The 22,627-nt window shown below is 59.2% G+C and carries 24 protein-coding genes; 11 read left to right on the forward strand and 13 right to left on the reverse strand.

Annotated elements, in window-relative coordinates; all coding sequences use genetic code 11:
- Window positions 1–2 precede the first annotated feature (2 nt).
- A complete protein-coding gene (locus IE102_RS10255) occupies window positions 3–3,143 on the forward strand; it encodes an efflux RND transporter permease subunit (protein ID WP_189486396.1) in 3,141 nt (1,046 codons plus the stop codon).
- A 118-nt stretch (window positions 3,144–3,261) separates the two neighbouring features.
- The gene (locus tag IE102_RS10260) at window positions 3,262–3,777 is read left to right on the forward strand and encodes a chalcone isomerase family protein (protein WP_229807693.1); all 516 of its coding nucleotides are present in this window, start codon (window positions 3,262–3,264) and stop codon (window positions 3,775–3,777) included.
- On the opposite strand, the gene IE102_RS10265 is transcribed toward IE102_RS10260, so the two are convergent.
- Entirely contained in the window at window positions 3,766–4,686 is a 921-nt protein-coding gene (locus tag IE102_RS10265; RefSeq protein ID WP_229807694.1) for a DMT family transporter, read from the reverse strand. The genes IE102_RS10260 and IE102_RS10265 overlap by 12 nt on opposite strands.
- Window positions 4,687–4,862: 176 nt before the next feature.
- Between IE102_RS10265 and IE102_RS10270 the strand changes: the two genes are divergently transcribed.
- The 4 genes from IE102_RS10270 (at window position 4,863) to IE102_RS10285 (ending at window position 8,508) form a co-directional block, all read left to right on the forward strand.
- Complete coding sequence (locus tag IE102_RS10270; protein WP_189486398.1) at window positions 4,863–6,530, forward strand: amino acid kinase family protein; 1,668 nt, start codon at window positions 4,863–4,865, stop codon at window positions 6,528–6,530.
- Entirely contained in the window at window positions 6,531–6,890 is a 360-nt protein-coding gene (locus IE102_RS10275; protein ID WP_189486399.1) for an MmcQ/YjbR family DNA-binding protein, read from the forward strand.
- Complete coding sequence (gene rlmJ, locus IE102_RS10280; RefSeq protein WP_189486400.1) at window positions 6,887–7,759, forward strand: 23S rRNA (adenine(2030)-N(6))-methyltransferase RlmJ; 873 nt, start codon at window positions 6,887–6,889, stop codon at window positions 7,757–7,759. Before IE102_RS10275 ends, rlmJ begins: the two co-directional genes overlap by 4 nt.
- Before the next feature lie 200 nt (window positions 7,760–7,959).
- Window positions 7,960–8,508 carry a hypothetical protein gene (locus IE102_RS10285; RefSeq protein ID WP_189486401.1) on the forward strand — a complete coding sequence of 183 codons (549 nt, stop codon included), beginning with the start codon at window positions 7,960–7,962 and terminating at the stop codon, window positions 8,506–8,508.
- Here the strand turns inward: IE102_RS10285 and IE102_RS10290 are convergent.
- A complete protein-coding gene (locus IE102_RS10290) occupies window positions 8,505–9,434 on the reverse strand; it encodes an endonuclease/exonuclease/phosphatase family protein (RefSeq protein ID WP_189486402.1) in 930 nt (309 codons plus the stop codon). The genes IE102_RS10285 and IE102_RS10290 overlap by 4 nt on opposite strands.
- Window positions 9,435–9,437: 3 nt before the next feature.
- Window positions 9,438–9,767, reverse strand: a complete 330-nt coding sequence (locus IE102_RS10295) for a heavy metal-binding domain-containing protein (protein ID WP_367891419.1) — start codon at window positions 9,765–9,767, stop codon at window positions 9,438–9,440.
- A gap of 84 nt (window positions 9,768–9,851) precedes the next feature.
- Between IE102_RS10295 and IE102_RS10300 the strand changes: the two genes are divergently transcribed.
- From IE102_RS10300 to IE102_RS10310, 3 genes are all read left to right on the forward strand, one after another.
- Window positions 9,852–10,313, forward strand: a complete 462-nt coding sequence (locus IE102_RS10300) for a DUF4112 domain-containing protein (RefSeq protein WP_189486403.1) — start codon at window positions 9,852–9,854, stop codon at window positions 10,311–10,313.
- Window positions 10,314–10,388: 75 nt separating this feature from the next.
- Window positions 10,389–12,047: a DUF2793 domain-containing protein gene (locus IE102_RS10305; RefSeq protein ID WP_189486404.1), complete on the forward strand. Its 1,659-nt coding sequence runs from the start codon at window positions 10,389–10,391 to the stop codon at window positions 12,045–12,047.
- A gap of 4 nt (window positions 12,048–12,051) precedes the next feature.
- Window positions 12,052–12,564, forward strand: a complete 513-nt coding sequence (locus IE102_RS10310; protein WP_189486405.1) for a hypothetical protein — start codon at window positions 12,052–12,054, stop codon at window positions 12,562–12,564.
- A gap of 61 nt (window positions 12,565–12,625) precedes the next feature.
- Here the strand turns inward: IE102_RS10310 and IE102_RS10315 are convergent, their stop codons facing one another.
- The 6 genes from IE102_RS10315 to IE102_RS10340 form a co-directional block, all read right to left on the reverse strand.
- Window positions 12,626–14,302, reverse strand: coding sequence for a putative bifunctional diguanylate cyclase/phosphodiesterase (locus IE102_RS10315; protein WP_189486406.1), 1,677 nt, complete (start codon window positions 14,300–14,302; stop codon window positions 12,626–12,628).
- Window positions 14,303–14,775: 473 nt separating this feature from the next.
- On the reverse strand, window positions 14,776–14,997 hold the full coding sequence (locus IE102_RS10320; protein WP_189486407.1) for a hypothetical protein: 222 nt from the start codon (window positions 14,995–14,997) through the stop codon (window positions 14,776–14,778).
- 115 nt (window positions 14,998–15,112) lie between these two features.
- A complete protein-coding gene (locus IE102_RS10325) occupies window positions 15,113–15,847 on the reverse strand; it encodes a lysophospholipid acyltransferase family protein (protein ID WP_189486408.1) in 735 nt (244 codons plus the stop codon).
- Window positions 15,844–16,500 (reverse strand): YdcF family protein, encoded by a 657-nt coding sequence (locus IE102_RS10330; RefSeq protein ID WP_189486409.1) that lies wholly within the window; start codon window positions 16,498–16,500, stop codon window positions 15,844–15,846. The genes IE102_RS10325 and IE102_RS10330 overlap by 4 nt, the downstream gene beginning before the upstream one ends.
- Window positions 16,487–17,416 carry a cell division protein FtsX gene (locus IE102_RS10335; RefSeq protein WP_229807695.1) on the reverse strand — a complete coding sequence of 310 codons (930 nt, stop codon included), beginning with the start codon at window positions 17,414–17,416 and terminating at the stop codon, window positions 16,487–16,489. Before IE102_RS10335 ends, IE102_RS10330 begins: the two co-directional genes overlap by 14 nt.
- Window positions 17,413–18,204, reverse strand: a complete 792-nt coding sequence (locus tag IE102_RS10340) for a cell division ATP-binding protein FtsE (RefSeq protein WP_373295599.1) — start codon at window positions 18,202–18,204, stop codon at window positions 17,413–17,415. Before IE102_RS10340 ends, IE102_RS10335 begins: the two co-directional genes overlap by 4 nt.
- A 96-nt stretch (window positions 18,205–18,300) precedes the next feature.
- On the opposite strand from IE102_RS10340, the gene IE102_RS10345 reads away from it, so the two are divergent.
- On the forward strand, window positions 18,301–19,266 hold the full coding sequence (locus IE102_RS10345) for an MJ0042-type zinc finger domain-containing protein (RefSeq protein WP_189486410.1): 966 nt from the start codon (window positions 18,301–18,303) through the stop codon (window positions 19,264–19,266).
- An 8-nt stretch (window positions 19,267–19,274) separates the two neighbouring features.
- On the forward strand, window positions 19,275–19,790 hold the full coding sequence (locus tag IE102_RS10350; RefSeq protein WP_189486411.1) for a phosphoribosyltransferase: 516 nt from the start codon (window positions 19,275–19,277) through the stop codon (window positions 19,788–19,790).
- Here the strand turns inward: IE102_RS10350 and IE102_RS10355 are convergent.
- From IE102_RS10355 to IE102_RS10370, 4 genes are all read right to left on the reverse strand, one after another.
- Window positions 19,787–20,341, reverse strand: coding sequence for a thermonuclease family protein (locus IE102_RS10355; RefSeq protein WP_189486412.1), 555 nt, complete (start codon window positions 20,339–20,341; stop codon window positions 19,787–19,789). The genes IE102_RS10350 and IE102_RS10355 overlap by 4 nt on opposite strands.
- 73 nt (window positions 20,342–20,414) lie before the next feature.
- Window positions 20,415–20,984: a DUF4175 family protein gene (locus tag IE102_RS10360; RefSeq protein ID WP_229807696.1), complete on the reverse strand. Its 570-nt coding sequence runs from the start codon at window positions 20,982–20,984 to the stop codon at window positions 20,415–20,417.
- Between the two features lie 35 nt (window positions 20,985–21,019).
- A complete protein-coding gene (gene lysA, locus IE102_RS10365; RefSeq protein WP_189486413.1) occupies window positions 21,020–22,318 on the reverse strand; it encodes a diaminopimelate decarboxylase in 1,299 nt (432 codons plus the stop codon).
- A 17-nt stretch (window positions 22,319–22,335) separates the two neighbouring features.
- Window positions 22,336–22,623: a hypothetical protein gene (locus IE102_RS10370; RefSeq protein WP_373295600.1), complete on the reverse strand. Its 288-nt coding sequence runs from the start codon at window positions 22,621–22,623 to the stop codon at window positions 22,336–22,338.
- Between the last annotated feature and the right edge of the window lie 4 nt (window positions 22,624–22,627).

The raw sequence follows: 22,627 nt of genomic DNA on the forward strand, positions 1-22,627 counted from the left end.
CCATGCTTGAAAAAATCATAGCCCAGTCGATCCGCCACCGCTGGATCGTCATGGTGATCGTGCTGGGGCTGTCGGCTCTGGGCGTTTACAACTTCACCCGCCTGCCGGTCGATGCCGTGCCCGACATCACCAATGTGCAGGTTCAGATCAATACCGAAGCCCCCGGCTATTCGCCACTGGAGGCTGAGCAGCGCATTACCTATCCGGTGGAGACCGCGCTGGCGGGGTTACCGGGGCTGGAACACACCCGCTCCATCTCCCGTTACGGCCTGTCGCAGGTGACGGTGGTATTTAAGGAAGGCACCGATATCTATTTCGCGCGGCAACTGGTCAACGAGCGCGTCTCATCGATCAGAAGCCAGCTTCCGGCGGGGCTTGAGCCGCAACTGGGGCCGATCTCGACCGGCCTTGGCGAAATCTTCATGTATACGGTCGAGGCCAGACCTGGTGCGATGAAAGCCGATGGTTCGGCCTATACGGCTGAGGATCTGCGCACGCTTCAGGACTGGGTGATCCGGCCGCAGCTTCGCAACACGCCGGGGGTGACAGAGGTCAATACCATCGGCGGTTATGAGCGCCAGTACCATGTGACGCCGTACCCTGAGCGTCTGTCGGCCTATGGCCTGACCCTGAACGATGTGATTGCGGCCCTTGATGGTAATAATGCCAACCGCGGCGCCGGCTATATTGAAAACAGCGGTGAGCAGTTTCTGGTGCGCGTGCCGGGGCAGGCCAGCACGATCGGTGACCTGTCTCAGATCGTGATCCAGACCCGCTCAGGCGTGCCGATCCGCATTGCTGATGTTGCCGATGTCGTGCTGGGGGAGGAACTGCGCACGGGGGCAGCGACCCAAAACGGCGAAGAAGTCGTTCTGGGCACGGTCTTCATGCTGGTCGGGGAAAATTCCCGCACGGTAGCTAAGGCGGTCGCGGAAAAGCTGGCCGTGGCCAATAAAGCCCTGCCCGAAGGGGTAGAGGCCGTGACGGTCTATGACCGGACGACTTTGGTGGAACGCACGCTCAAGACGGTTGAGAAAAATCTGGCCGAAGGGGCGCTGCTGGTTATCGTTATCCTGTTTCTGCTGCTGGGGAACATCCGGGCGGCGATCATCACGGCGCTGGTTATTCCGGTCGCCATGCTGATGACGATTACGGGCATGGTCGAAAACAAGGTGTCCGGCAACCTGATGTCGCTGGGGGCACTCGATTTTGGCCTGATCGTCGATGGGGCGGTCATTATCATGGAGAACTGCCTACGAAGGTTTGCGCAGGCGCAACACCTTCATGGGCGGTTGCTGACCCGTGAGGAGCGCTTTGATCTGGCCGCCATTGCCTCGGCTGAGGTCATTAAGCCGTCGCTGTTTGGCGTGTTGATCATCACCATCGTTTATGTGCCGATCTTTGCCTTATCAGGCGTGGAGGGCAAGATGTTCCACCCGATGGCGGCAACCGTGGTCATGGCATTGGGGGCGGCGCTGATCCTGTCGCTGACCTTTGTACCGGCGGCGGTGGCCATGTTCGTGACGGGCAAGGTCAAGGAAACTGAAAGCCCGGTCATGCGCGGTGCGCGCCGGATCTATGAGCCGGTCCTGCGGGCGGCGATCAAAGGACGTGTGGCGGTGGTGGCGGGCGCGATTGTGCTCACGATCGGGGCGGGCTTTCTGGCCACGCGGCTGGGGGCGGAGTTCATTCCGCAACTGGACGAAGGCGATATCGCCCTGCACGCCCTGCGCATTCCTGGCACCAGCCTGACCCAGGCGGTACAGATGCAGGGGGCGGTCGAGGCGCGGCTGAAAAAATTCCCGGAAGTGGAGCGGGTCTTTGCCAAGATCGGGACGGCAGAGGTTGCCACGGACCCCATGCCGCCCAATGTCGCCGACACCTTTGTCATACTGAAGGATCGCAAGGACTGGCCCAACCCGAAAGAGCCTAAATCCAGTCTGGTTGAACGGATGCAAACGGCGGTGGAGCAAATCCCCGGTAATAACTATGAGTTCACCCAACCGATCCAGATGCGGTTCAACGAACTGATTTCCGGCGTGCGCTCAGACGTGGCGGTCAAGATCTTCGGTGATGATCTGGATCAGTTGCTTGAGGCCGGTCAGTCGGTCGAGCGGGTCATGGCGGCCATTCCGGGCGCTGAGGACGTTAAGGTTGAGCAGGTCTCCGGCCTGCCCATGCTGCAAATCACGCCCGATCGTGCGGCCATGGCGCGGCTGGGACTGAACCTTAGTGATGTTCAGGACGTGGTGGCGACCGCTCTGGGCGGCACGCAAGCGGGCCAGATATTCGAAGGTGATCGTCGGTTTGATGTGATTGTCCGCCTGCCCGAAGATCGCCGGGCCAATATCGCCGAAATCGGCCGTTTGCGTATTCCGGTGCGCGGGGCAGGAACGGAAAGCGAGTTGGGCTTCATCCCGCTGGCTGAGGTGGCAAGGATCGACATGATCAATGGCCCTAACCAGATCAGCCGCGAAGAGGGTAAGCGGCGCGTCGTGGTCACGGCCAATGTGCGCGGCGCCGACCTTGGCAGCTTTGTCACCACCTTGCAGGACCGGGTAGAGACGCAAGTTAAACTGCCCGAAGGCTACTGGCTGTCTTATGGTGGCACGTTCGAGCAACTGACGTCGGCGACCCAGCGGCTGCAGATCGTGGTTCCGATCGTGCTGCTGCTGATCATCGGCCTTCTGTTTATGCTGTTTGGCACGATCGAGGATGCGTTGATTGTGTTTTCGGGCGTGCCGCTGGCGCTCACCGGCGGGGTGGTCGCTCTGGCGCTGAGGGATATTCCGCTGTCGATTTCGGCCGGGGTGGGCTTTATCGCCCTGTCCGGGGTCGCGGTGCTGAATGGTGTGGTTATGCTGACCTTCATCAAATCCTTGAGGCAGGAAGGTGCTATGCTTGATCAGGCGATTATCGACGGGGCGCTTACACGGCTGCGGCCCGTGCTGATGACGGCGCTGGTGGCGTCACTGGGGTTTGTGCCGATGGCGTTCAATGTCGGGGCGGGCTCCGAGGTGCAAAGACCTCTGGCCACCGTGGTCATCGGCGGCATCGTGTCATCAACTCTGTTGACGCTGGTGGTGCTGCCGGCGCTTTACCGCATCGTCCATGGCCGCAAGGCTGAGCGCGATACGATCTGACAGTAAGGGGGCGCGGTTTTAACGACCGCGCCCTTTGACTATGCGCGAACAGTGATCCGCAGGCAGACAGGCGGCGTAGACAAACCTGACGGGACAATCAGTTCAACAGGGTATGGTTATGCTTCGCCGAAATTTCATGCTGTCCGTCATGGCCGTGACCTTAAGCGCACCGAACGCTCAGGCCGAAACGCCGGATATACTCAAACATGTGCCGGAGGCCCGCAAAGTCGGGGCGGGCCGCTACAGCCATCTGGGGTTTGATATATTCGATGCCACCCTGTATGCGCCCCAGAGCCGATATAATGCCGCTGGGCCTTTTGCGCTTAAGCTTGAATACCTGCGCAATATCAAGGGCAAGACCATCACCGATAATTCGGTCAAGGAAATCCAGAAGCAGGGCGTGAGTGCCGATAAGCTGAACCGCTGGCGCGATCAGATGGCGGCGATTTTCCCCGATGTCGCCAAAGGGGCCAGTATTACGGGAATACGTGATGCCAGCGGGCATGCGCTGTTTTACAGCGGGGATAAGCTGATCGGCACGATTAAGGATGCTGAGTTCAGCCGGGCGTTCTTTAATATCTGGCTGGGGCCGAAAGCGCCGCAAACCTTTCGGGATAAGCTGTTAGGTGCCTGATTTAGGCCGTCCAAGTTCGGCCAGCGTAATTCCCGCACAGACCAGCGCCAGAGCCACAAAGTGAAAGCCGTGCAAGGGTTCGCGCAGGATCAACACGGATAGCCCTACCCCGAAAATAGGGATCAGGTTGATAAACAGGCCTGCCCGGTTGGCCCCGATCAGTTCAACACCCCAAACGTATGCCACCTGCGCGACCAGAGCGGGCAGCAGGGCGGTGTAGGCGACAATCGCCCAGCCGGTCGCGTCGGGCCAGATTATCTTGCCCGCCACCCCTTGCAGGGCCAGGGCCGGAAAACAGGCCAGCACGGCGCCCAGGGCTGAAACCGCCATCAGGCTTTGCCAGTGGATGTCAGGCTTGAAGCGCAACGCAATCGTGTATCCGGCATATAAAAGCACGCACAGCCCCATCAGGGCATCGCCGCGATTGAGGTTCAGATGGATCAGCGACATCAGGTCGCCGTGGCTGGCCGTGACCAGAACGCCAAACAGGGTCAGGCTGAACCCGGCGATCTGGGCCACACTGGCCCGCGCCCGGAAGATGGCATAGTTGAGCGCGAAAATAACGGCGGGCATGGCGGCGTGTTCAATCACCACATTGGTGGCCGAGGTCAGGCTGAGCGCCGAATAGAGCACAATATTGAACAGACCAAACCCTGCCGCCCCATAACCCAGCAACAGTGGCCAGTGGCTGCGGATTTTCGGCCAGTCGCGGCGCAAAGGCTTAATTGAAAAGGCGGCTACCAGGCCAAAAGCGCTCAGCCAGCGTAATGTGCTCAACGTAACCGGGTCGATGTGGCCGACCGCCATCTTGCCCGCCACCGTATTACCGGCCCACAACAGACCCGCGGTCGCCAAAAAGCCATAGGCTTTGAGCGAAGCGGAGATTGCGGGTGTAGCAGGCGGTGACAAGATGGAAATTTCTTTTGAAACCAATTGGGTGCGTTATATGATCGCCATAACACAATTTGCCGGATGGCTTATCTTTTTCCTTTGAATTTCGGGTCAGGTCTTATAACCACGCAAGCCTTAACTCTTAAAATTTGTCGCCTGCCGTATGGGCGCAAACTCATGATCGGAACTTTGATATGTCTAACCTTGTTGTGAAATTCGGCGGTTCAGTCCTGACGTCTGAGGGTGCGCTGCACCGGGCTGTGGCTGAGATTTATCGGTATGTGCGCGACGCCCATAAGATTATTGCCGTGGTTTCTGCCTTCAAGGGTGATACCGATCAGCTTATGCGGTTGGCGGTTTCCTATACGCAGGCTTCGACCTCTTCGGCCACGCCGCACCTTTTGGCGACCGGTGAGATGAAGGCGGCGACCCTGCTGGCTATGGCCTGTGAGCGGTCGGGCATCGTAGCCAAGTTTCGCTCGGCCTATGAAATCGGCCTGACGGCGGAAGGCGATCATTTCAACGCCAACCCGACCGGCGTGAATGCCGATGTGCTTAAGGGTGATCTTGAGAAATTCGATCTGGTCGTGGTGCCGGGCTATGTGGCCGAAAATGCTTCGGGTGAGCCGGTCCTGCTGGGGCGCGGCGGGTCTGATCTGACCGCGGTTTATATCGCTAAGGCGCTGGATGTGCCGGTTAAGCTCTATAAGGACATCGACGCCGTCTATGACGCTGATCCGGCGCAGGTCGGCGACAGTGCCAAGCCCTATGAGGCGTTGGCCTGGGATGAGGCGCTGAAAATCGCCCATCCGGTCGTCCAAAACAAAGCCATGCGCTACGCCAAGGACAACGGCATGACCGTTGAGGTCGCCGCCTTGACCAAAGGCTATGAGACGGTGCTCGGTGGCAAAACCAGCGTGCGCAAGGCCGCGCCGTTGAAACGCAAGCTGCGCATCGCCGTTATGGGCGCTGGCGGGGTCGGTGCCAAATTCCTTGAGCGCGCGCAGGAATGGGATGACCTGATCGAGATCGACCGCGTGCTGGTGCGCGATGTCTCAAAGCGCCGCGATCATCCGCTGGCTGCCAAATTCACCTCGGATGCGCGATCGTTTGCCAAGGGTGATGTCGATGTGTTCGTCGATATCGGCACCGGCGTGTCGCCATCGGCCGAACTGTTGGAAGCCTTCCTGAAAGCCGGTGTGTCGGTGACTTCGGCCAACAAGCAGGCGGTGGCGGCCTCGGGCGATAAGCTGCGGGCGGCATCGAAAGCGTCAGGCGCCATGCTGACCTATTCGGCCTCGGTCGGCGGCGGCGCACCGATCATCGAAGCGCTGAAACGGGCGGTCAAAACCCATAAGATCAAAAGCTTCTGCGGTGTGCTTAACGGCACGTCGAACTTCGTGATTGATCAGGTCGAGGCCGGTAAGACCTTTGACGCCGCCATGGACGAAGCCCGCCGTCTGGGCTTTGCCGAGCCGGATTCGACGGCAGACCTTGATGGCACCGATGTCGGGGCGAAGCTGAAACTGTTACGCGAAATCGCCTATCCGGGCCTGACGCCCAAGCACCTTGAGGTCGGCGCGATCACTGAGGACTCGCTGATCATCCCCGACGGCAAGGGCCTGCGCTATGTGGCGCGTTGCTGGCGGACTGAGGACGGCATCGACGCCTCGATGAAGCTTGAGGTGCTGGACGCCGATCACTATCTGGTCGGGGCCAAGGGCGAGCAGAACCGCCTGATCCTCGAACTCGACAACGATGAAACCTGGTACGTCACGGGTAAGGGCGCGGGTGCGTGGCCAACATCTGAGGCCCTTCTGGCCGATGTGCTGCAAATCGCGCGTGAAGCTAATTTGAAATAGATGACCCTTGATGACCTGAACGCCTTCTGTGCTGCCTTACCCGCCACGACCCATGTGGTGCAGTGGGGCGGCTCAGATGTGTGGAAGATCGGCGGTAAGGTGTTTGCGATCGCCACCGCCCCGGACGGTCAGTTCCGGGTCAGTTTCAAGGTCACGCCGGTCGGGTTTGAAATCCTGCGCGATCATCCCGACTGCATCCCGGCCCCTTATCTGGCCTCACGCGGCATGACCTGGATACAGGCGCGTGGCCCTGTTGAGATGAGCGATGACGAATTGCGGGGTCACCTGCGTGGATCGTATGACCTGATTGCGGCGGCCCTGCCTAAAAAACTGCAGCGTGAACTGGGACTGATGGAATGAACTACCGCCACGGCTTTCATGCCGGAAACTTTGCCGATCTGGCCAAACACGCGGCGGTATTGAGCTTCCTCAAGCATTTGCGCGGCTCTGTGGCCCCGCTGACCGTCATCGATACCCATGCGGGGGCGGGCTATTATGACCTGTCCGATCCGCATTTTGCGCGCTCAAAAGAAGCCGAGGCGGGCATCAAATATCTGCTCAGTTCCGATGTGCCTGACAGCCTGAAACCGTTGGCCGGTTATGTGCGCGCCAAGAATGAGCGGGCCGGATTTCGCGACTCGATCGGTCTTTATCCGGGCTCGCCGGTGTTGACGCTCGATCACCTGCGGGTCGGTGATGCTTATGTCGGCTGTGAGTTACGCCCTGACGATTTCCGCTATTTGCAGGAGGCGATTGTGCCGCGGGGCAAGGCGCAAAATGTCGATGGCTACAAATTTGCCGTCAATGCCGCTCAGATTGATGATCCGGCTGATATGTTCTGGCTGATCGATCCGCCGTTTGAGCGGTCTGATGACTATACGCAGATTGTTGATGCGTTGAAGGCGGGCCTTACGGCGCGACCAAACCTTAAGGCCTTGATCTGGCTGCCGCTGAAAGACCTTGAGACGTTCGATCGCTATCTGCGCGATATGGAGCATGAGTTATTTGCCCATGAAGATTCTGATGGCGAAACCCACGAGCCGGACCTGCTGATTGCGGAACTGCGTCTGCGGCCGCTATGGAACCCGATGAAGATGAACGGCTGCGCGTTGGTGGCGGTCAATGCGCCGGTGGGCTTTGAGGCCGATCTGCGCTCGATTGCCGCCGATGTGGTCACCGTGTTTGGCGACAAGGGCGGGTTGGCCAAGGTCTGGACGCTTAATCCGTAAATCCAAAGTGCCTTATAAGGCGCTTTGGCAAGACCGACCGGTCGCCCGAACTTATGTGAGGAGCCATGCGGCGTTTGAGCTAAATAAATGCGTATTTATGCCGCAGTGCAATAACGCGCCTGTGATGCCGACTTCATGGTCAGCGCGCGTTTTCCATGTTACGCTGGGTTAACCCCAACTTCATTTACGGAAACATGCCTATGGCTGACGATACTGTCGAGTTTGCTCCGCTGGCTCAGGCTGAAGAGGCCGGAAAAGCCGTGCAGCAGGCGTCTGAGCGCATGGCTAATTTCTGGATGGGGGCGCTGTCGCCCATGTGGGTGCCGTTTTGGGCGGCTACCTCGTTCGGGATCAGCGCCTGGAGTGTTACGCAGGCGCTTAGTGCGACTAAGGTTGCGGGCTCTGGCGGGAGCAAGCCGTTAGGGTTCATCAATCCGTGGATGCCTGACAGCTCTGTGATGACCACGATGCTGGCCGAAACTGAAAGCGCTATCCGCGACACTCAGCGCGCGGCCATGAAGATGATGATGGAGGCCGAAGAGGTCGCCACCGAAGCCGTCGAGCGGATGCCGCATGTCGACATGCACCCGGCCTTTGTAGCTGAAAATCCGCTTGAAGCGGTCGCCGAAGCCGTCAAACCCGTGCCCGCGCAAGCGGTTGCGGCGGCGATGGATACGGCCGCCGACAGTCTGGAGCCGCTGGTCAAGCCTGCGCCTAAAAAGAAACGCACACCAAAAGCTGACAGTTAAGGCTTTGGCCTGATCGGCGTCACTTCGACCATGATCGGCAGGTGATCGGAGCCGTAATAGGGCCCGATCGTCTTTGGTGACAGGTGCAGGCCGTCACGCGCCAAGGCGTTATCGATATTGACACGCAGGGGTACAGGCAGCCGCGCGGGCCACGTTCCGCCGAGGCTTGCGGCGACATGCAGCCTCTGCTCCTTCATCAGAACATCCAGAAGACGGGCGTGGGGGGCAGAGTTGAAATCCCCGACAATGAGCGTGCCCTCATCGGTTGATTTGTGCAGATAATCGGCCAGGAAATCGCGTTGTCTTACTTGCGCGGCGGGCGGCTGAAACGGCCAGGGGCGGGTAAAGTGCGTCACCAGAAGCGTAAATCTGCCCTGTGGCGCCATCACATCGACCCGGTGCAGATTGCGATGGTCAATATAGCCTTTGGCATGGGTCAGTGGATACCGTGAGAAGACATGGCTGTCCCACGTCTCAAAATGATAAGGATACTGAGCCTTCATCAACGGCATGAGGCGTTCTTCGGCTCTGGGCCCGTCTTCGATATAGACGACGATATCGGGGCTGGTCTGCGTCACCCAGTCGGCCAGCCGCTCAGGGGTTTTGTTATTGACCCACAGATTGGCAAACATGACCCGCACGGGCTTGGCATCCGTTGCGGCGGGGTTGCCGGCGGGCAGCGCTGTGGGCCAGAAGCCTATGCCCATCGCAAGACAGGCCACAAATGTCATCAGGCACGCTACATGCCGCCTGAGCAGCAACATCAGCACCGCAAAACACGCGGTCCCACTCAGCAAAGGTAAGGTGAATATATCAATCAGATAAAGCTCACGCCCAGCCGGATTGAGCGCGACCATAACCCCCACACCCAAAAAGGTGGCGGCTGCCAGAAAGCATAGGATTTGAAACAGGCGGGTGATCAGCACGGATTAGCGCAGACGGACCGCGGTGCCGGAGCAGCTAACCATCAGCATAGTGCCCTGACCGACGGTTTGGTAGTCGATGTCGACGCTCAAAATCGCCGTACCGCCCAGCTTTTCGGCTTCGATCTGCATTTCCTTGAGGGCCGCATCACGGGCCTGACGCAGGACTTTTTCATACGATCCGGACCGCCCGCCAATGATATCGCGGATGCCAGCGAACAGGTCGCGGAATATGTTGGCGCCCAGAATGGCTTCGCCGGTGACAATGCCGAGATAGGCCTCGACGGGGCGGCCTTCGACCGTGTTGGTCGTGGTCAGGATTATTCCCTCGGACATAGTATTTCCTTTTGATTTAAGCTGTGCCTAAATGGCAGGTGATTGCACGGATTAATATCCACATCCTTGCGGGGGGCAAGGCCTATGTTTGTGAAATCTCATGAAGATGTGAACCGAGTCTATGAACAGATCGGCACGATTAAGCGCCTGTCTGACCGCGTGGTAGGCCTTGGGCCGTTCGGTATCGGGCTTGACGGGATTCTGACCTGGATACCGGGGGCGGGGCTGATTTACAGCATTGGTGCCAGTATTATTATCCTGCTTCACGGTATTCGGGCGCGTATGGATTTGCCGACTTTTCTGATGGCAGTCGGCGTTCTGTTTATCGATAACGGCGTAAGCTCGGTACCGGTGGTCGGCCAAGCCGCCGACCTGTTCTTTCAGGGCCATCTCTATGCTGCTAAACTGGTGCAGAACTATATCGACAAAACCCACTATGTCGCCGCCAGTAAGCGCGAAGCCCATGCGTCCGGGGCGCATGCCGATCATGTCGCGGCCATGAAATCGGTTAAGGGCAAAAAGCGGGTCATTTATCTTCATCCATAATTATCCCCGCATCTGTGCCCGCACCCGGTTACGCCGCCATCCTGACCTCAGACCCATTTTATCTGAGGATCAATTGTGCCCGACACCCAGACACCGCGTTTGAACCTTGCCCTGCTGGCGGCGGGGCAGAGCCAGAAACACATCACCCTGAACGAAGCCCTGATGCGCTGCGACGCCCTTATCCACGCCCGCGTCTTAAGTGTGAGCGTGACCGCGCAGCCCGCCACGCCGGCAAATGGTGACGCCTATATCCTGCCGTCCGGGGCGGTAGGCGCGGATTGGGCTGGACAGCCCAATGGGGCGATGATGCGCTATGATACCCACCTATGGGAGGGGATCAATGTACCCGCCGGTGCGCTGGTTTATGTCGCCGATACCCAAAGCTTTGTGGTGCGTACGGACACCGGCTGGGTGGCGCTGGAAAGTCACCTGAAAGCGATAGATAACCTGCTTCGGCTGGGGATTGGCACCGGTGCCGATAGTTATAACCGGCTGGCGCTCAAAAGCCCGGCGGCGCTTATGTCGGCCGAAGATGGTGGCAGCGGTGATTTCAGTCTGGCGCTCAACCGCAGTGCCGATGACGCCGAGGTTCAGATGCTGTGGCAGTCAGAGTACGAGACCCGCGCCCTGCTGGGGCTGCTGGGGGGGGATGATCTGACGCTCAAGGTCTCGGACGGCATAAGCTGGCGTGAGGCGTTGCGGGTCAATCACGTCTCCGGGCGCGTGCGGTTTGCCTCGGCGCCCTTTAAATCACCTAATGTCGTTCAGCGCCGCCATGTGGCGGGGCAGGGGTGGCTGAACAGCACCACACCTGCTGACCATGACTGGATGGGCCTGTGCTGGTCGCCGGAGTTGGGCCGGTTCTGCGCCGTGGCCGCGACGGGCACTGGCAACCGCATCATGACCTCTGAAGATGGCGTGACGTGGACGCAGCGCACCTCCGCCGCCGACCAAAGCTGGATGAGCGTATGCTGGTCAGCGGAAACCGCGCAGTTTTGTGCCGTTGCGGCCACGGGCACCGGCAACCGCGTCATGACCTCCCCTGACGGTGTGACGTGGACGGCGCGAGCCTCGGCGGCGGATCATAACTGGTCGAGTGTGTGCTGGTCGCCGGAGCGGCATCTGTTTTGCGCGGTCGCCGCATCCGGCACCGGCAACCGCTTCATGACCTCACCCGATGGGGCGGTGTGGACGGCGCGAACGACCCCGGCTGACCTTGATTGGCGCAACGTGGTGTGGGCCGCCGAGATCGGTCTGTTTGTCGCGGTAGCGTCATCCGGCACCGGCAGTCGGATTATGACCTCGCCCGACGGACTATCTTGGACGTTACGTGCCTCCGCCGCCGACTACGACTGGCAATGCTTAAGCTGGTCTGCGGAACTAAACCGGCTGGTGGCGGTGGCGTCATCGGGTTCGGGCAGTCGCGTCATGACATCCGACGATGGCATCACATGGACTTTGCGCACCACCTCCGCTGATCTGGACTGGCGCAGCGTGTCTTGGGCGGCGGAAATTGGCCTGTTTTGCGCGGTGGCGTCATCCGGCACGGGCAATCGGTTGATGATCTCGGCCGACGGTATCAACTGGTCATTGGGTGTCAGTGCGGCCGATAAGGGCTGGCGCAGCGCGGCGTGGTCGCCGGAATTGGGGCTATTTGCCGCCGTAGCCAATACGGGCACGGGCCAGAGGGCCATGACCTCAGTGTCAGCGCATAGCTTTAATTACCGGAGCTAAGACCATGACTGTGCTGGATATGATCGGAGGTGCTGGCGCTTTGGGCGGGGTATTTGGGGCGGTGGGCTCTGGCCTGAGTCGCCTGATCGGCATCTATGAACTGCGCGAAAAACGCAAAGACCGCGCCATGGACATCGCCCATGATCGCGACCGCTGGGATCATGATCTGAGGCTGATCGGGGTGCAGTCGGACGCGCAGGCCCGTCAGGCGGATCAGGCTTTAGACCGCGCCGATACCGAAGGTCGTTGGACGGGGCTTGAGGCCTCGATTGCGGCTGAGGCGAAACTGACTGGCGGCTATGTTTGGGTTGAGGCCGTGCGGGCCTTGGTGCGACCGGTGCTGACGGTGCTGATCTGGCTGGTGTTCAGCCTGTTGTTCTTCACGGCCTTGGGGGCGCGATTGCCCGCGGCGATCCGAGACGACATTGTCATCACCTTTGTCAACGCGGTGACGTTCAGCGCCTCAACCGCGCTGGCGTGGTGGTTTGGCGATCGCGGGCCTGTCCGGCCGAGATAGTCTCTCTTTAGTCCCTCGCCGGGCGGTGGCTCCGCCACCTTGGCCGCGCCGTTCGCTGTAATTACTTCGCCGCCAGCAAAGCCGGAAAGCGCCCATCCGTCATCAAAGCGGATTTTTCCGGGTCTGCGGCGATCAGCGCCGACAGGGCAATGCGCAGGGCCTCGATCTGTTCGTCGCAGAAACCGTTGACGGTGATTTCCTCGCCGCTGATGGCCTTGCCGAACAAAAAGCCCTGACCGGTCTTGCAGCCCTGTTCGGACAGCCAGTGGGCGGTCTCAAAATTCTCGATTCCTTCGGCGGTGGTGGCCAGATCAAGGCTTTTGCACAGGCTCAAAATGGCCTCAACGATCTTGCGGCTGGCCGGGGTGCGCTGAGCCGCCAGCACAAATGAGGAATCGATCTTGAGCTTATCGATTGGCAGTTCACGCAGATGGTTCAGGTTGGAATAGCCGGTGCCGAAATCATCGAGCGCGATACGCACCCCCTTAGCTTTGAGGGCAAACAAAATGCGCTTGGCGGCTTCATAATCATGAACCAGCGCGGTCTCGGTCACCTCGACCTCAAGGCGTGAGGGCGGAAACTCATGACTATCCAGCAAGCTCAGAATGTCTTTCGGTAGCTGATCGTCCTTAAGCTGGCTGGGCGAAATATTGAGCGAAATATAGACATTATCCGGCCAGGCCTGCGCATCGACGCAGGCCTGATCCAGCAGTTGCAGCGTTAACTGATCGATCAGCCCCATGTCTTCGGCTACCGAAATAAAAGCATAGGGCGCGATCGTACCGGTCTGCGGGTGGTGCCAGCGCGCCAAAACCTCATAGCCTTCGATCTGCCCGGTCGAGAGCGTGACCAGAGGCTGGTAATAGGCCCGGATTTCGCCCTTAAGAATGGCCTGACGCATGTCGGCTTCGATCCGAGCGCGGGCCTGAATACGGGCATCCATTTCCTGATCATAGTAACGAAACTGACCGCGGCCATCGTCCTTGGCGCGGTGCAAAGCCATATCGGCACGTTTCAAAAGCTCGCTGCCGGTCAGGCTATGGGCCTCACACGCCAGGGCAATGCCAATGCTGGCGGCCAGATGGCAGGGGACGGTTTTATCAGTTGTGACCTCAAACGGCGCCTCAAACGCCTGCAACAGGCGAAGCGCCGTATCGGCATGGGCCTCGCCCTCCGCCGGGGCGATCAGCAGGGCGGCAAATTCATCGCCGGACGTCCGGTAAAGCTGGCCCTGATGGCGCAAGGCATCGGCCATGCGTTCAGCCACCATCTGTAACAAAAGGTCGCCCGTGCGGTGGCCGTGGGCATCATTGAGCGGTTTGAAGTTATCGAGGTCGATCATCATCAGGCCGACACGGGCGTGGGGCGACGACAGGGCCTCAGCCAGATCATGGCTCAACTTGCGCCGGTTGGGCAGGCCGGTCAGGGTATCGAAAAAGGCGATTTCGTTTAACCTGATTTCGGCTTCATCGCGGGTTTTGAGCGCGGCCTTCAGCGCAATGGCGCGCCGGTGCGACAGGGCGTATCCGCATACCAGTAATGCCAGAAAGACGAAGGCCGCGGCATTGATCCACGATGTCTGATGGCCATGAGCGAAAATAACCAGCCCGCGAAACAGATCGAAATAGGCGCCGATGCCAATGGTTGTCAGAAAGGCCAGCCCTAAAATCAACTCACGAACGTTTTCGACCCGGAGATGGCGGGGTAAACGAAATCCTGAGCCGTTAGCCTGGGCCATGGGGTACGCCTTATGGGGCTGTTTTTAGGTTGTCCCGGTCTTACTGCCGTTTGGGTCTGAGGAAGGCTCGACCTTAGCGGGTAAAACATTATACTTCGTTAAGGGGGTTTCAGGTTTCGGGCCTGTAATATTTCCCCAATTGAGAGAATTTCGTGTCATTTTTACCCTACCGCAGCGCCACAACGATTCGTGATACGATAGAGCTTGCTATCATTTTAAGAATTTATTAACTTTTTATATAAGGCCCCTATGAAACCTGTGGGGCGAAGGAATCCGAAGCGGCAATATCTTACGCGTAGGATTCTTATTCCAGATTAGGGCAGGATGAAAATGGAAGCGTTCGTAGGCTTAACCGCCACCGCGATCATGCTTGCGTGTTTCGTAGCGTTCGTGGTGCTTCCTTGGATGCGGGACCACGAGCATCGCTAAAGGCACGCCGCAGATCAATGCGGATCAGTACATGTCTTTAAAACTCAGGCGGCGTGAGGCCGGGACAGTATCCCGGCAATTTCGCGTTCCATCATAGTGATCAACTCGCTGGCGTCATCGCTGTCGCCGGCACGTTCGCCGATCAGTGCCTCAACATAGACGCAGGCGCGGTTATATTCGACCGGGCGGGTTCCGAGTTCGTCCATAACGCGGTCAAGCTTTTCAAACAGGGCGCGTTTGTCGTCTTCCGACAATGGCTGGCTCACAGCGATCCTCCTTATAACAAACACATAAAGGCAGAATAATACCGTATCACATGTGTTATAAAGGATCGATAAGTGTCATGTTGCGCTGCGGTAATGAGGCGGTAGAAAAAGACAGTTAATCCTTGGCGGCCTGCTTGCCGCTATTTTCCTCGATCAGGGCGTTTGAGGCGGTCTCGATCCGCTCACGCACCGCACTCATAAACTCGGCGCGCTTCATACCGGCCGGCAGGGGCGGCAGGAACTCATAGATCACCGTGCCGGGATAGCGCTTGATGCCGTGGGCGGGCCAGCACTGACCGGAATTGGTAGCCATCAGATAACAGGGCGCCTCCAGATCGCGGTAAATTGCGGCGACACCGGGCTTATAGGTCGGGTCTTCGCCCACTTCGGTGCGTGTGCCTTCGGGGAAGATCACGATCTGACGCTGCTCGGCTAAGCGTTCTTTGGCCATGACCAGCATGGATTTGAGCGCCTTGGCGGCCTCTTCGCGCTTGATCGGGATCATATGAGCACGCCACATGTACCAGCCAAAAAACGGCATACGCGTCAGTTCTTTTTTGAGCACAAAGCAGGTATCGGGCAAGACCAGAAACGGCGCTATGGTATCCAGCATGCTCATGTGCTTGCCGGCAATCAGGGCCGAACCTTGCGGGGCATGTTCAAGGCCGCGAAACTCGACCTTCACGCCGGAAATGACCTTAAGCCCCCAGATCACACCGCGCGCCCAGCCGCGAATAATTGTCATGACCATCTTACGCGGCAGCAGCAGCAGGGGGGAGAGGCCGAAACCGACCAGAAAGATCATGCCGTACAGCCAGATCTGAAACGCTAAATTACGTAAGGCGCTCACTTTTTAGAGGTCTCCGGGGCTGAGGCAGGGCTTTCGGCATCCTTATCCTTACCGAAAAGCGAAGCGACACTCCCTACCAGATTACGCCCCAGTATGGCGAGATATTTGCAATATTCGATCACCAGAACCCGTGACCCCGACGTCGATTTCCACCAGGCCCGCGCATCCAGCGACGGTGTGGCCACCGGGTAGGCGTGCAGGGTGGCTTCGGGCAGGGCCTGCTTAATCTCAAGCAAGCTGCGCGGCATATGGTAGTCTGAAGTGACCACGATCAGGTCATCATAGTCCTTGGCCCGTGCCCAGGCGGCGATTTCCGCCGCATTGCCGACCGTATCAACCGCATCAAAGCCCAGATCAACGCAGCAATCATATAGCCGCTTTGAGCCATCGGTGACCGGCAGCAGTTCGGGACGGCGCACCTCTTTGTTGACCCCTGAAATCAGCAGGCGCTCACCTTTGCGCCGTTCCAGCAGGCGCATACCTTCGCGAATACGCATGTCGGAGGCGCCGGTCAGGGCCACTATGGCATCAGCCTTGTCTTCGGGTTCAGTAGCGGGTGTCGAATCGATCACGCGGTCAGCAAAGAAAAACAGACCCGCCACCCACAACAGGATCAGGCTGAGGACAGCCAGCATAATCTTACGCTTTTTCATGTGCTCCCCCCAATAGTCGCAACGTCACCATGCGTGCGGTTGTGGCGGAAATCAACGCCACCAGCAACGGGCACGGTATTAATATTAACAGGTCTAACCACGAAAAGGGAAGGGCTAAGGCAAAGCTTTGTGACGGGGAGATCAGTTTGATGATCACTGTGACCAAACCCGCTGCGGCGGCACCCATGACACCCGAGGTCACGGCAAGGCTCATGAAGCGGTACTGAAACCGCTGGGCGATAAAGCCATCGGACGCGCCGCACAGGCTCAAAATCTCAATAATGTCCGATCGTGTGGTCAAACCGGCACGGGTGGCAAAGCTGACGACGGCCCCTGTGGCGACCGCGACAATCGTGAAAATCGCAAATGATATCAGACGGATAATCAGGGCCGCTTGTTCGATATCCTTAAGCCAGGTCGAATGGTCATCCAGGCTGGCGTCAATGTCGCGGGCGGTCAGCGCGCTCATGATATCGATGGCGGTGGCGGGGCTGTCCTTATCCAGCCGCACCTCGACCAGATTGGGTACGGGCAGGTCATCCAGTACCACATCGCCCAGCCACGGCTTGATCAGCTCGCGGGCGCGTTCAGGCTCAAGGGCCGCCGCTTCCTCGACGCCCTTGACGCCGCCCAGGATCTCAGCGGCCTTGGCGGCGGCCATGGCCCCGGTCTCCAGCCCTGACGGGCGCACCTGCACCGTGACTTCGGCGCGCAGGTCGCGGGCCCAGCCTTGCGCCGCCCGGTCAGAGGCCATAGCCACAATCGCCGACAGGCAGGCGATGAAACACAGGACGGCGATGACGAAATGCAGCGACACTTCGCGGGTGTCTTCGGCAGGCAACAGGTCGGCCCGGACAATGCCAGGAATGGACTCTTTTGGGGGCTTTATTTTCTTACGGCGCAACACGCGGATCATGCCCCATGCTCCGGTGTATGGCCCGGTTGCAGGCGTGCCGACAGGTCACGGCTTAAGTCGCGCTTATGGATATTGCCGTGGCGCAGTTCCAGCACCGGCATGCCTGACGCCTGAATGAGGCTCTCATCGTGGGTCGCAAAGATTACCGTCGCCCCCAGCCGGTTAAGCTCGATCAGCAACCGCATAATGCGCAGGCCCATGGCGTAGTCGATATTGCCGGTTGGCTCATCGGCCAGGATCAGCGTCGGGCGATGCACCACCGCGCGCGCAATCGCCAGCCGTTGTTTCTCCCCGCCCGACAGTACCGGCGGCATCAGATGGAGATGGTTTTTCAAACCGACCCAGGTCAGAAGTTCGGTAACATCGCCTGAGTATTCCCGCGGCTTGGTGCCGGTGACCACCAGCGGCAGGGCGGCATTATCAAACACATTGAGATGATCCAGAAGCCGGAACTCCTGAAACACGACCCCTAACCGCCTGCGCAGGCGCGTGCGCTGATCGCGGTCATCAGGGTTAATTTTTTCACCCATGAGCAAAATCTGTCCGGCACTGGGGTTTTGGGCCAGATAGATCATCTTGAGCAGGGAGGTTTTACCCGCGCCCGATGGGCCGGTCAGAAAATGAAATGAGCCCGCAGCGATTTGAAAATTAAGGGATTTCAGGATGAACTGATTGGGATCGCGGCTGATTTTGGCGTCGCGCCCGTAGCCCAGACTGACGTCGATGAACGACAGAATCGCCTGTTCATCAGCGCTATCGGGCGGGGCAGACGGAGCATATTGGCGCAACGGGCTTGATCACTTGTTAAGGGTTTCCGAAGCATAAAACGGACAGGTATTAATATGGGCTTTATCTGGCGATTCGCCAGAATTGATTCTGCTTAAATGATTCTCACCTGTCCCAATTGCGCGACCAGCTATGAGATCGCCGAGGCCAGCTTAGGTGCGGCCGGGCGCAATGTGCGCTGCGCGGCCTGTAAGACCATGTGGCACGCCCAAAAACCCGAAGACCCCATCGAACTGCCTTTGAGTGCCGCAGCCGATCCCAAACCGGCGGATAAAAAGCAGGCGGAGGTCAAGGCCAAGGAGTTGCCTAAGCTTTACCGCACCATGCTGGTCGATAAAAAACGCGCACAGGCGCTGGCGACGCAGGGCATGATCTGGGGCGGGCTGGCCGCCGTGTTCGTCGCCATTCTGGGCTTAAGCTATTTTCTGCGGGTTGATATTGTGCGCGCCTTTCCCGGTGTCGCCAACGCCTATGCCATGGCCGGTCTGAAGGTCAATGCGGCGGGGCTGGAGTTCGTCAACTATAAGGTCGAGCCGTCCTTTAAGGGCGGTCGCTTTGTGGTCAGCGTCCATGCCGAGGTGAAAAACCTGCGCGATGAGGATACGCCTGTGCCGCCGGTCAAGGCCACGATTCTGGATGCTGAGAACCGCACGGTCTCGACCATTCTGGTGCCGTCGAACGGACTGGTGGTTGCGCCGAATGAAACACGGACCCTTGTATTCGATGTGCCGGATGCCAAAAATATGGCCGCATCGGTAGAGCTGATGTTTGATCTGGTCGCGATGAAGGCCCAAGGAAAGAGCAAGTCCACGCAGCACGCCTCGGCCGATCATAAAACGGATGGCCATGCGGTTCCGGCGGATGGTCACGGCGAAGAGCCCGCCGATCATGCGCCCGCCGCGGCTGATCACGCCCAGCAAGCCGCTGATCCTCATGCCGTGCCTGCGGAGGCGGGTCACGATATGGCGGCAGAGGCGCACGATGAGCCTGCCCTGAAACCGGCCTTGTCTTCAGGCGGTGACGGCCATGCGCCCCCGCCGCTTAAAACGACCCCGCATCACTGAGTAGCTCCATGACCGCAGCAACAACCGTTCTGTTAAGCGAAGCTGAGATCGCCGCCTGCGTGGCACGGGTGGCTGAGACGCTGGCCCCCCGGCTGCAACCCGACTGTGTGGGGATTTGCCTGCTGACCGGCGGGTTATGGTTCACCGCCGATCTGACGCGGGCGCTGGCCCGGCTGGGGGTTGACCTGAGTTTTGATGCCCTGTGGCTATCGTCCTATGGCGACGGCCGTGAAAGCGGGGAACTGCTGCTGCGGGCCGATTTACAGCGCCCGGTGCAGGGCAAGCAGGTACTGCTGATGGACGATGTGCTGGATACCGGTGCGTCGCTCAAATTCGCGCGCGACCATGTGCTGCGCGCCGGGGCCAGCGAGGTCATTATCGCCGTCATGGCCCAAAAGCCGGTCGCTCGCTCTATCGAAGCCGATGTGGTCGGCTGGGAAGCGCCGCTGCGCTATCTGGTCGGTTACGGCCTTGATGACGGCGCGAAAATGCGGGGTTTACCCTACATAGGCGCTTTAGACTAATTATGCCGGTGGCTTTCCGGCGGGCTGAAACCGTAGGCCCACGCGCCACGGCGCTGATCGCGGGCGGCTTTTTCGAGCGGGACATAGATATCGGAATAGCGGGTGTAGGCCAGCGCCAGCCCTGATCTGACCTGCTCAGCACCAATATCCTCACTTCCCGCCTTGCAGATGGCGACGATCCGGCCATAGCGGTCGGTATCGCGGGCCCAACAGGTGATGGCCTGCCCCGCGACCAGTTGCGCCAGATGCGCTTTTGACGCCTGACCGCAGGCGTAAAGTCCGCAGGTCTGATCATATTCAAACGCATCGATGCCATGCAGGCGGATTTCGTGGTCGCCGATTTTCAGGCCGTCGCCGTCTATGGCGGTGGCGCGGCCCTGTAGCGTGGATTGAGCGGCGGCGGCTTCGGCAGGGGCGGGGGCCGGAAAGGTCTTATCGTAAATGATGACGCCGACCACGATCAGGGTCACCCACAACAGAGCGGTGCTGAGTACGGTGCGGCTGGCTTTAGGCTGCGCATTACGGCGGACAGCCATAGCAAACTTGGTCATGAATTAATCCCGCGCAGAACGGTGAAATATCTAATTATCCACAGGGGCGTTGCGTAAAGCTTAAGCTACAGGGTTAACCGTTAGGGGGCATATGGCCCATCAGGTTCTGGGATACCGCTATAATCGCGGCCGGGGCGGGCGGGCGATCCTTAAGGAAAGGGTTAAAGGCCGCGCTGACCTGGTTAATCGATACCGGCCCGATAATCAGGAACCCCAGTACAGCGGCCAATGCGGCCACAAAACGCAGGGCCATCGGGTCACCCTGTGCCAGTCCGGCCTTGGGCTTGGCCACCTTTAGCTTAGGATGGACCTTAAGATGACGCATGCCTAAGACCTTATGGTACTCATAGCCGTTATCGAGCGCCAGACGGGCAATGATTTCCTGAAAAGTCGGACGCTTAAACCCCATAAGGCCGCGCCCGACAAACACCACGGTCACGATCACAATTCCGGCCAAAACCCCAGCGTGGGCCAGCGGCACCAGAAGCGCAAACAAACCCCACTGACCGGCAACGGCAATCAGGGACGCACTTACGACAATGGGGGCGAGGGCGGGTAATATTCGCTCCCAGATCATGACCCATTCCGTCCCGGTCATGGCCCGACCGTGATCGGAAAATGGCGATGGTCGCTGCAGTTTCATCCGGTCCCCCCAGTCCAGTTCTCTGGCCTAATTGCCTAGTCCGCAAGCCATTCCGGCAAGGTTTCGCGTTTCAGCATGTCTTCATAGCTTGGCCTAGGGCGCACTATTGCCCATTTTTCGTCACGCACCAACACCTCCGGGGCGAGTGGGCGCGAATTATATTCGCCTCCCATCACCGCGCCATACGCGCCCGCCGACATGAAGGCGATTAGATCGCCCGCTTTAAGTTCCGGCAAGGTACGGTCGCGCGTAAAGGTGTCACCAGTCTCACATACGGGGCCAACCACATCATAGACAGCCGTTTTGTCGCCGGTGACCTGCGCCACCGGGCGGATATCATGAAAGGCATCATAAAGCGCCGGGCGCATCAGGTCGTTCATGGCGGCATCGACCACCAAAAACTGCTGGCCGGAATCCTTGCGCTCATGGACGTGGATGACGCGCGACAGCATGACCCCGGCATTGGCCGCAATCAGGCGGCCGGGCTCAAAAGTATAGCGAACCCCCAGATTTCCGACCGTCAGCGCCACCATCTCAGCAAAGACATCGGGCGAGGGCGGGGCAGGTTGATTGAAATAGGGCACACCCAAACCACCGCCGAGGTCAAGCCGCTCAACGCTTAAGCCCTGGGCGCGTAGTTCCAGAACCCACGATTTCATGCGCGCAAAAGCCGCCTGCATGGGAGTGAGGTCGGAAATCTGGCTGCCGATGTGGCAGGCGATACCAAGCGGGGCTAAGTTCGGATCGCTGGCCGCTTCGGCATAAAGGGCAATCGCCTCCTGCGCTGAGACACCGAATTTGTCTTTCGCGCCGCCGGTGGTGATCTTGGCGTGCCCACCCGCACCGACACCTGGATTGATGCGGATGACGAGCGGGGCAACCATGTTGAGCGAGGCTGCAACTTTTGACAGGCGCAACAGTTCGGGCCGCGATTCGACATTGAGCTGGTAGATGCCGGCCTTAAGCGCAAACGCCATTTCCGCATCAGTCTTACCCACGCCGGAAAAGACGATTTTTTCCGGCGCAATCCCGGCATCCAACGCGCGGCGGATTTCGCCCTCAGACACCGTATCGGCCCCGCAGCCCAATCGGGCCAGAGTACGCAGGACGGCGCGGTTAGAGTTCGACTTCATCGCAAAGGCGATCAGCGGGTCTTCACCCTTGGGGCTTTGCAGTTCCGGCTGATCGATCAGTTCCCCCGCAAACACCTTATAGTGGCGCTCCAGCGTGGCGGATGAATAGACATAAAGCGGCGTGCCGATATGGTCGGCCAGGTCTTTGAGCGAAACCTGCTCACAGAACATGTCGCCGTCTTTGTAGTCGAAGTGATTCATCGAACTCTTATCTTGTGTTACTGGCGCTGAGAGTTGCCGGTGCCCTCAAGCGGGGCGTCCTGCACCTTAACGTTGTTGCTGTAGTAAGGATCGGCGGCGGCCGGTTTATCGCTGGCGCGCGGCAGTGATTTTTCGGTCTTCTTGCCCTGCGCCTCTGCCGTCTTGATGGCCTCGCGTTCAGCCTTGGCTTCCTTGCCCCACAATGGCGGCGCTTTTTCAAGCTCGCCCTGCTTACCGCAGGCGCTTAACCCCAGACCCATTGCCACGCCGAGAATGAGAGCGGCTTTCCCCAGTTTCACCATCACCTTA

This window comes from Asticcacaulis endophyticus (assembly GCF_014652575.1).
GTDB lineage: Bacteria > Pseudomonadota > Alphaproteobacteria > Caulobacterales > Caulobacteraceae > Asticcacaulis > Asticcacaulis endophyticus.

What these genes read in the sequence shown, in the direction of transcription:
- IE102_RS10275 (WP_189486399.1), top strand. Translation starts at nt 6,531, where the DNA reads ATGACCCTTGATGACCTGAACGCCTTCTGTGCTGCCTTACCCGCCACG.
- IE102_RS10260 (WP_229807693.1), top strand. Translation starts at nt 3,262, where the DNA reads ATGCTTCGCCGAAATTTCATGCTGTCCGTCATGGCCGTGACCTTAAGC.
- IE102_RS10355 (WP_189486412.1), bottom strand. Translation starts at nt 20,341, where the DNA reads ATGACCAAGTTTGCTATGGCTGTCCGCCGTAATGCGCAGCCTAAAGCC.
- IE102_RS10360 (WP_229807696.1), bottom strand. Translation starts at nt 20,984, where the DNA reads ATGAAACTGCAGCGACCATCGCCATTTTCCGATCACGGTCGGGCCATG.
- IE102_RS10335 (WP_229807695.1), bottom strand. Translation starts at nt 17,416, where the DNA reads ATGATCCGCGTGTTGCGCCGTAAGAAAATAAAGCCCCCAAAAGAGTCC.
- IE102_RS10300 (WP_189486403.1), top strand. Translation starts at nt 9,852, where the DNA reads ATGTTTGTGAAATCTCATGAAGATGTGAACCGAGTCTATGAACAGATC.
- IE102_RS10295 (WP_367891419.1), bottom strand. Translation starts at nt 9,767, where the DNA reads ATGTCCGAGGGAATAATCCTGACCACGACCAACACGGTCGAAGGCCGC.
- IE102_RS10345 (WP_189486410.1), top strand. Translation starts at nt 18,301, where the DNA reads ATGATTCTCACCTGTCCCAATTGCGCGACCAGCTATGAGATCGCCGAG.
- rlmJ (WP_189486400.1), top strand. Translation starts at nt 6,887, where the DNA reads ATGAACTACCGCCACGGCTTTCATGCCGGAAACTTTGCCGATCTGGCC.
- IE102_RS10285 (WP_189486401.1), top strand. Translation starts at nt 7,960, where the DNA reads ATGGCTGACGATACTGTCGAGTTTGCTCCGCTGGCTCAGGCTGAAGAG.
- lysA (WP_189486413.1), bottom strand. Translation starts at nt 22,318, where the DNA reads ATGAATCACTTCGACTACAAAGACGGCGACATGTTCTGTGAGCAGGTT.
- IE102_RS10330 (WP_189486409.1), bottom strand. Translation starts at nt 16,500, where the DNA reads ATGAAAAAGCGTAAGATTATGCTGGCTGTCCTCAGCCTGATCCTGTTG.
- IE102_RS10310 (WP_189486405.1), top strand. Translation starts at nt 12,052, where the DNA reads ATGACTGTGCTGGATATGATCGGAGGTGCTGGCGCTTTGGGCGGGGTA.
- IE102_RS10255 (WP_189486396.1), top strand. Translation starts at nt 3, where the DNA reads ATGCTTGAAAAAATCATAGCCCAGTCGATCCGCCACCGCTGGATCGTC.
- IE102_RS10315 (WP_189486406.1), bottom strand. Translation starts at nt 14,302, where the DNA reads ATGGCCCAGGCTAACGGCTCAGGATTTCGTTTACCCCGCCATCTCCGG.
- IE102_RS10350 (WP_189486411.1), top strand. Translation starts at nt 19,275, where the DNA reads ATGACCGCAGCAACAACCGTTCTGTTAAGCGAAGCTGAGATCGCCGCC.
- IE102_RS10270 (WP_189486398.1), top strand. Translation starts at nt 4,863, where the DNA reads ATGTCTAACCTTGTTGTGAAATTCGGCGGTTCAGTCCTGACGTCTGAG.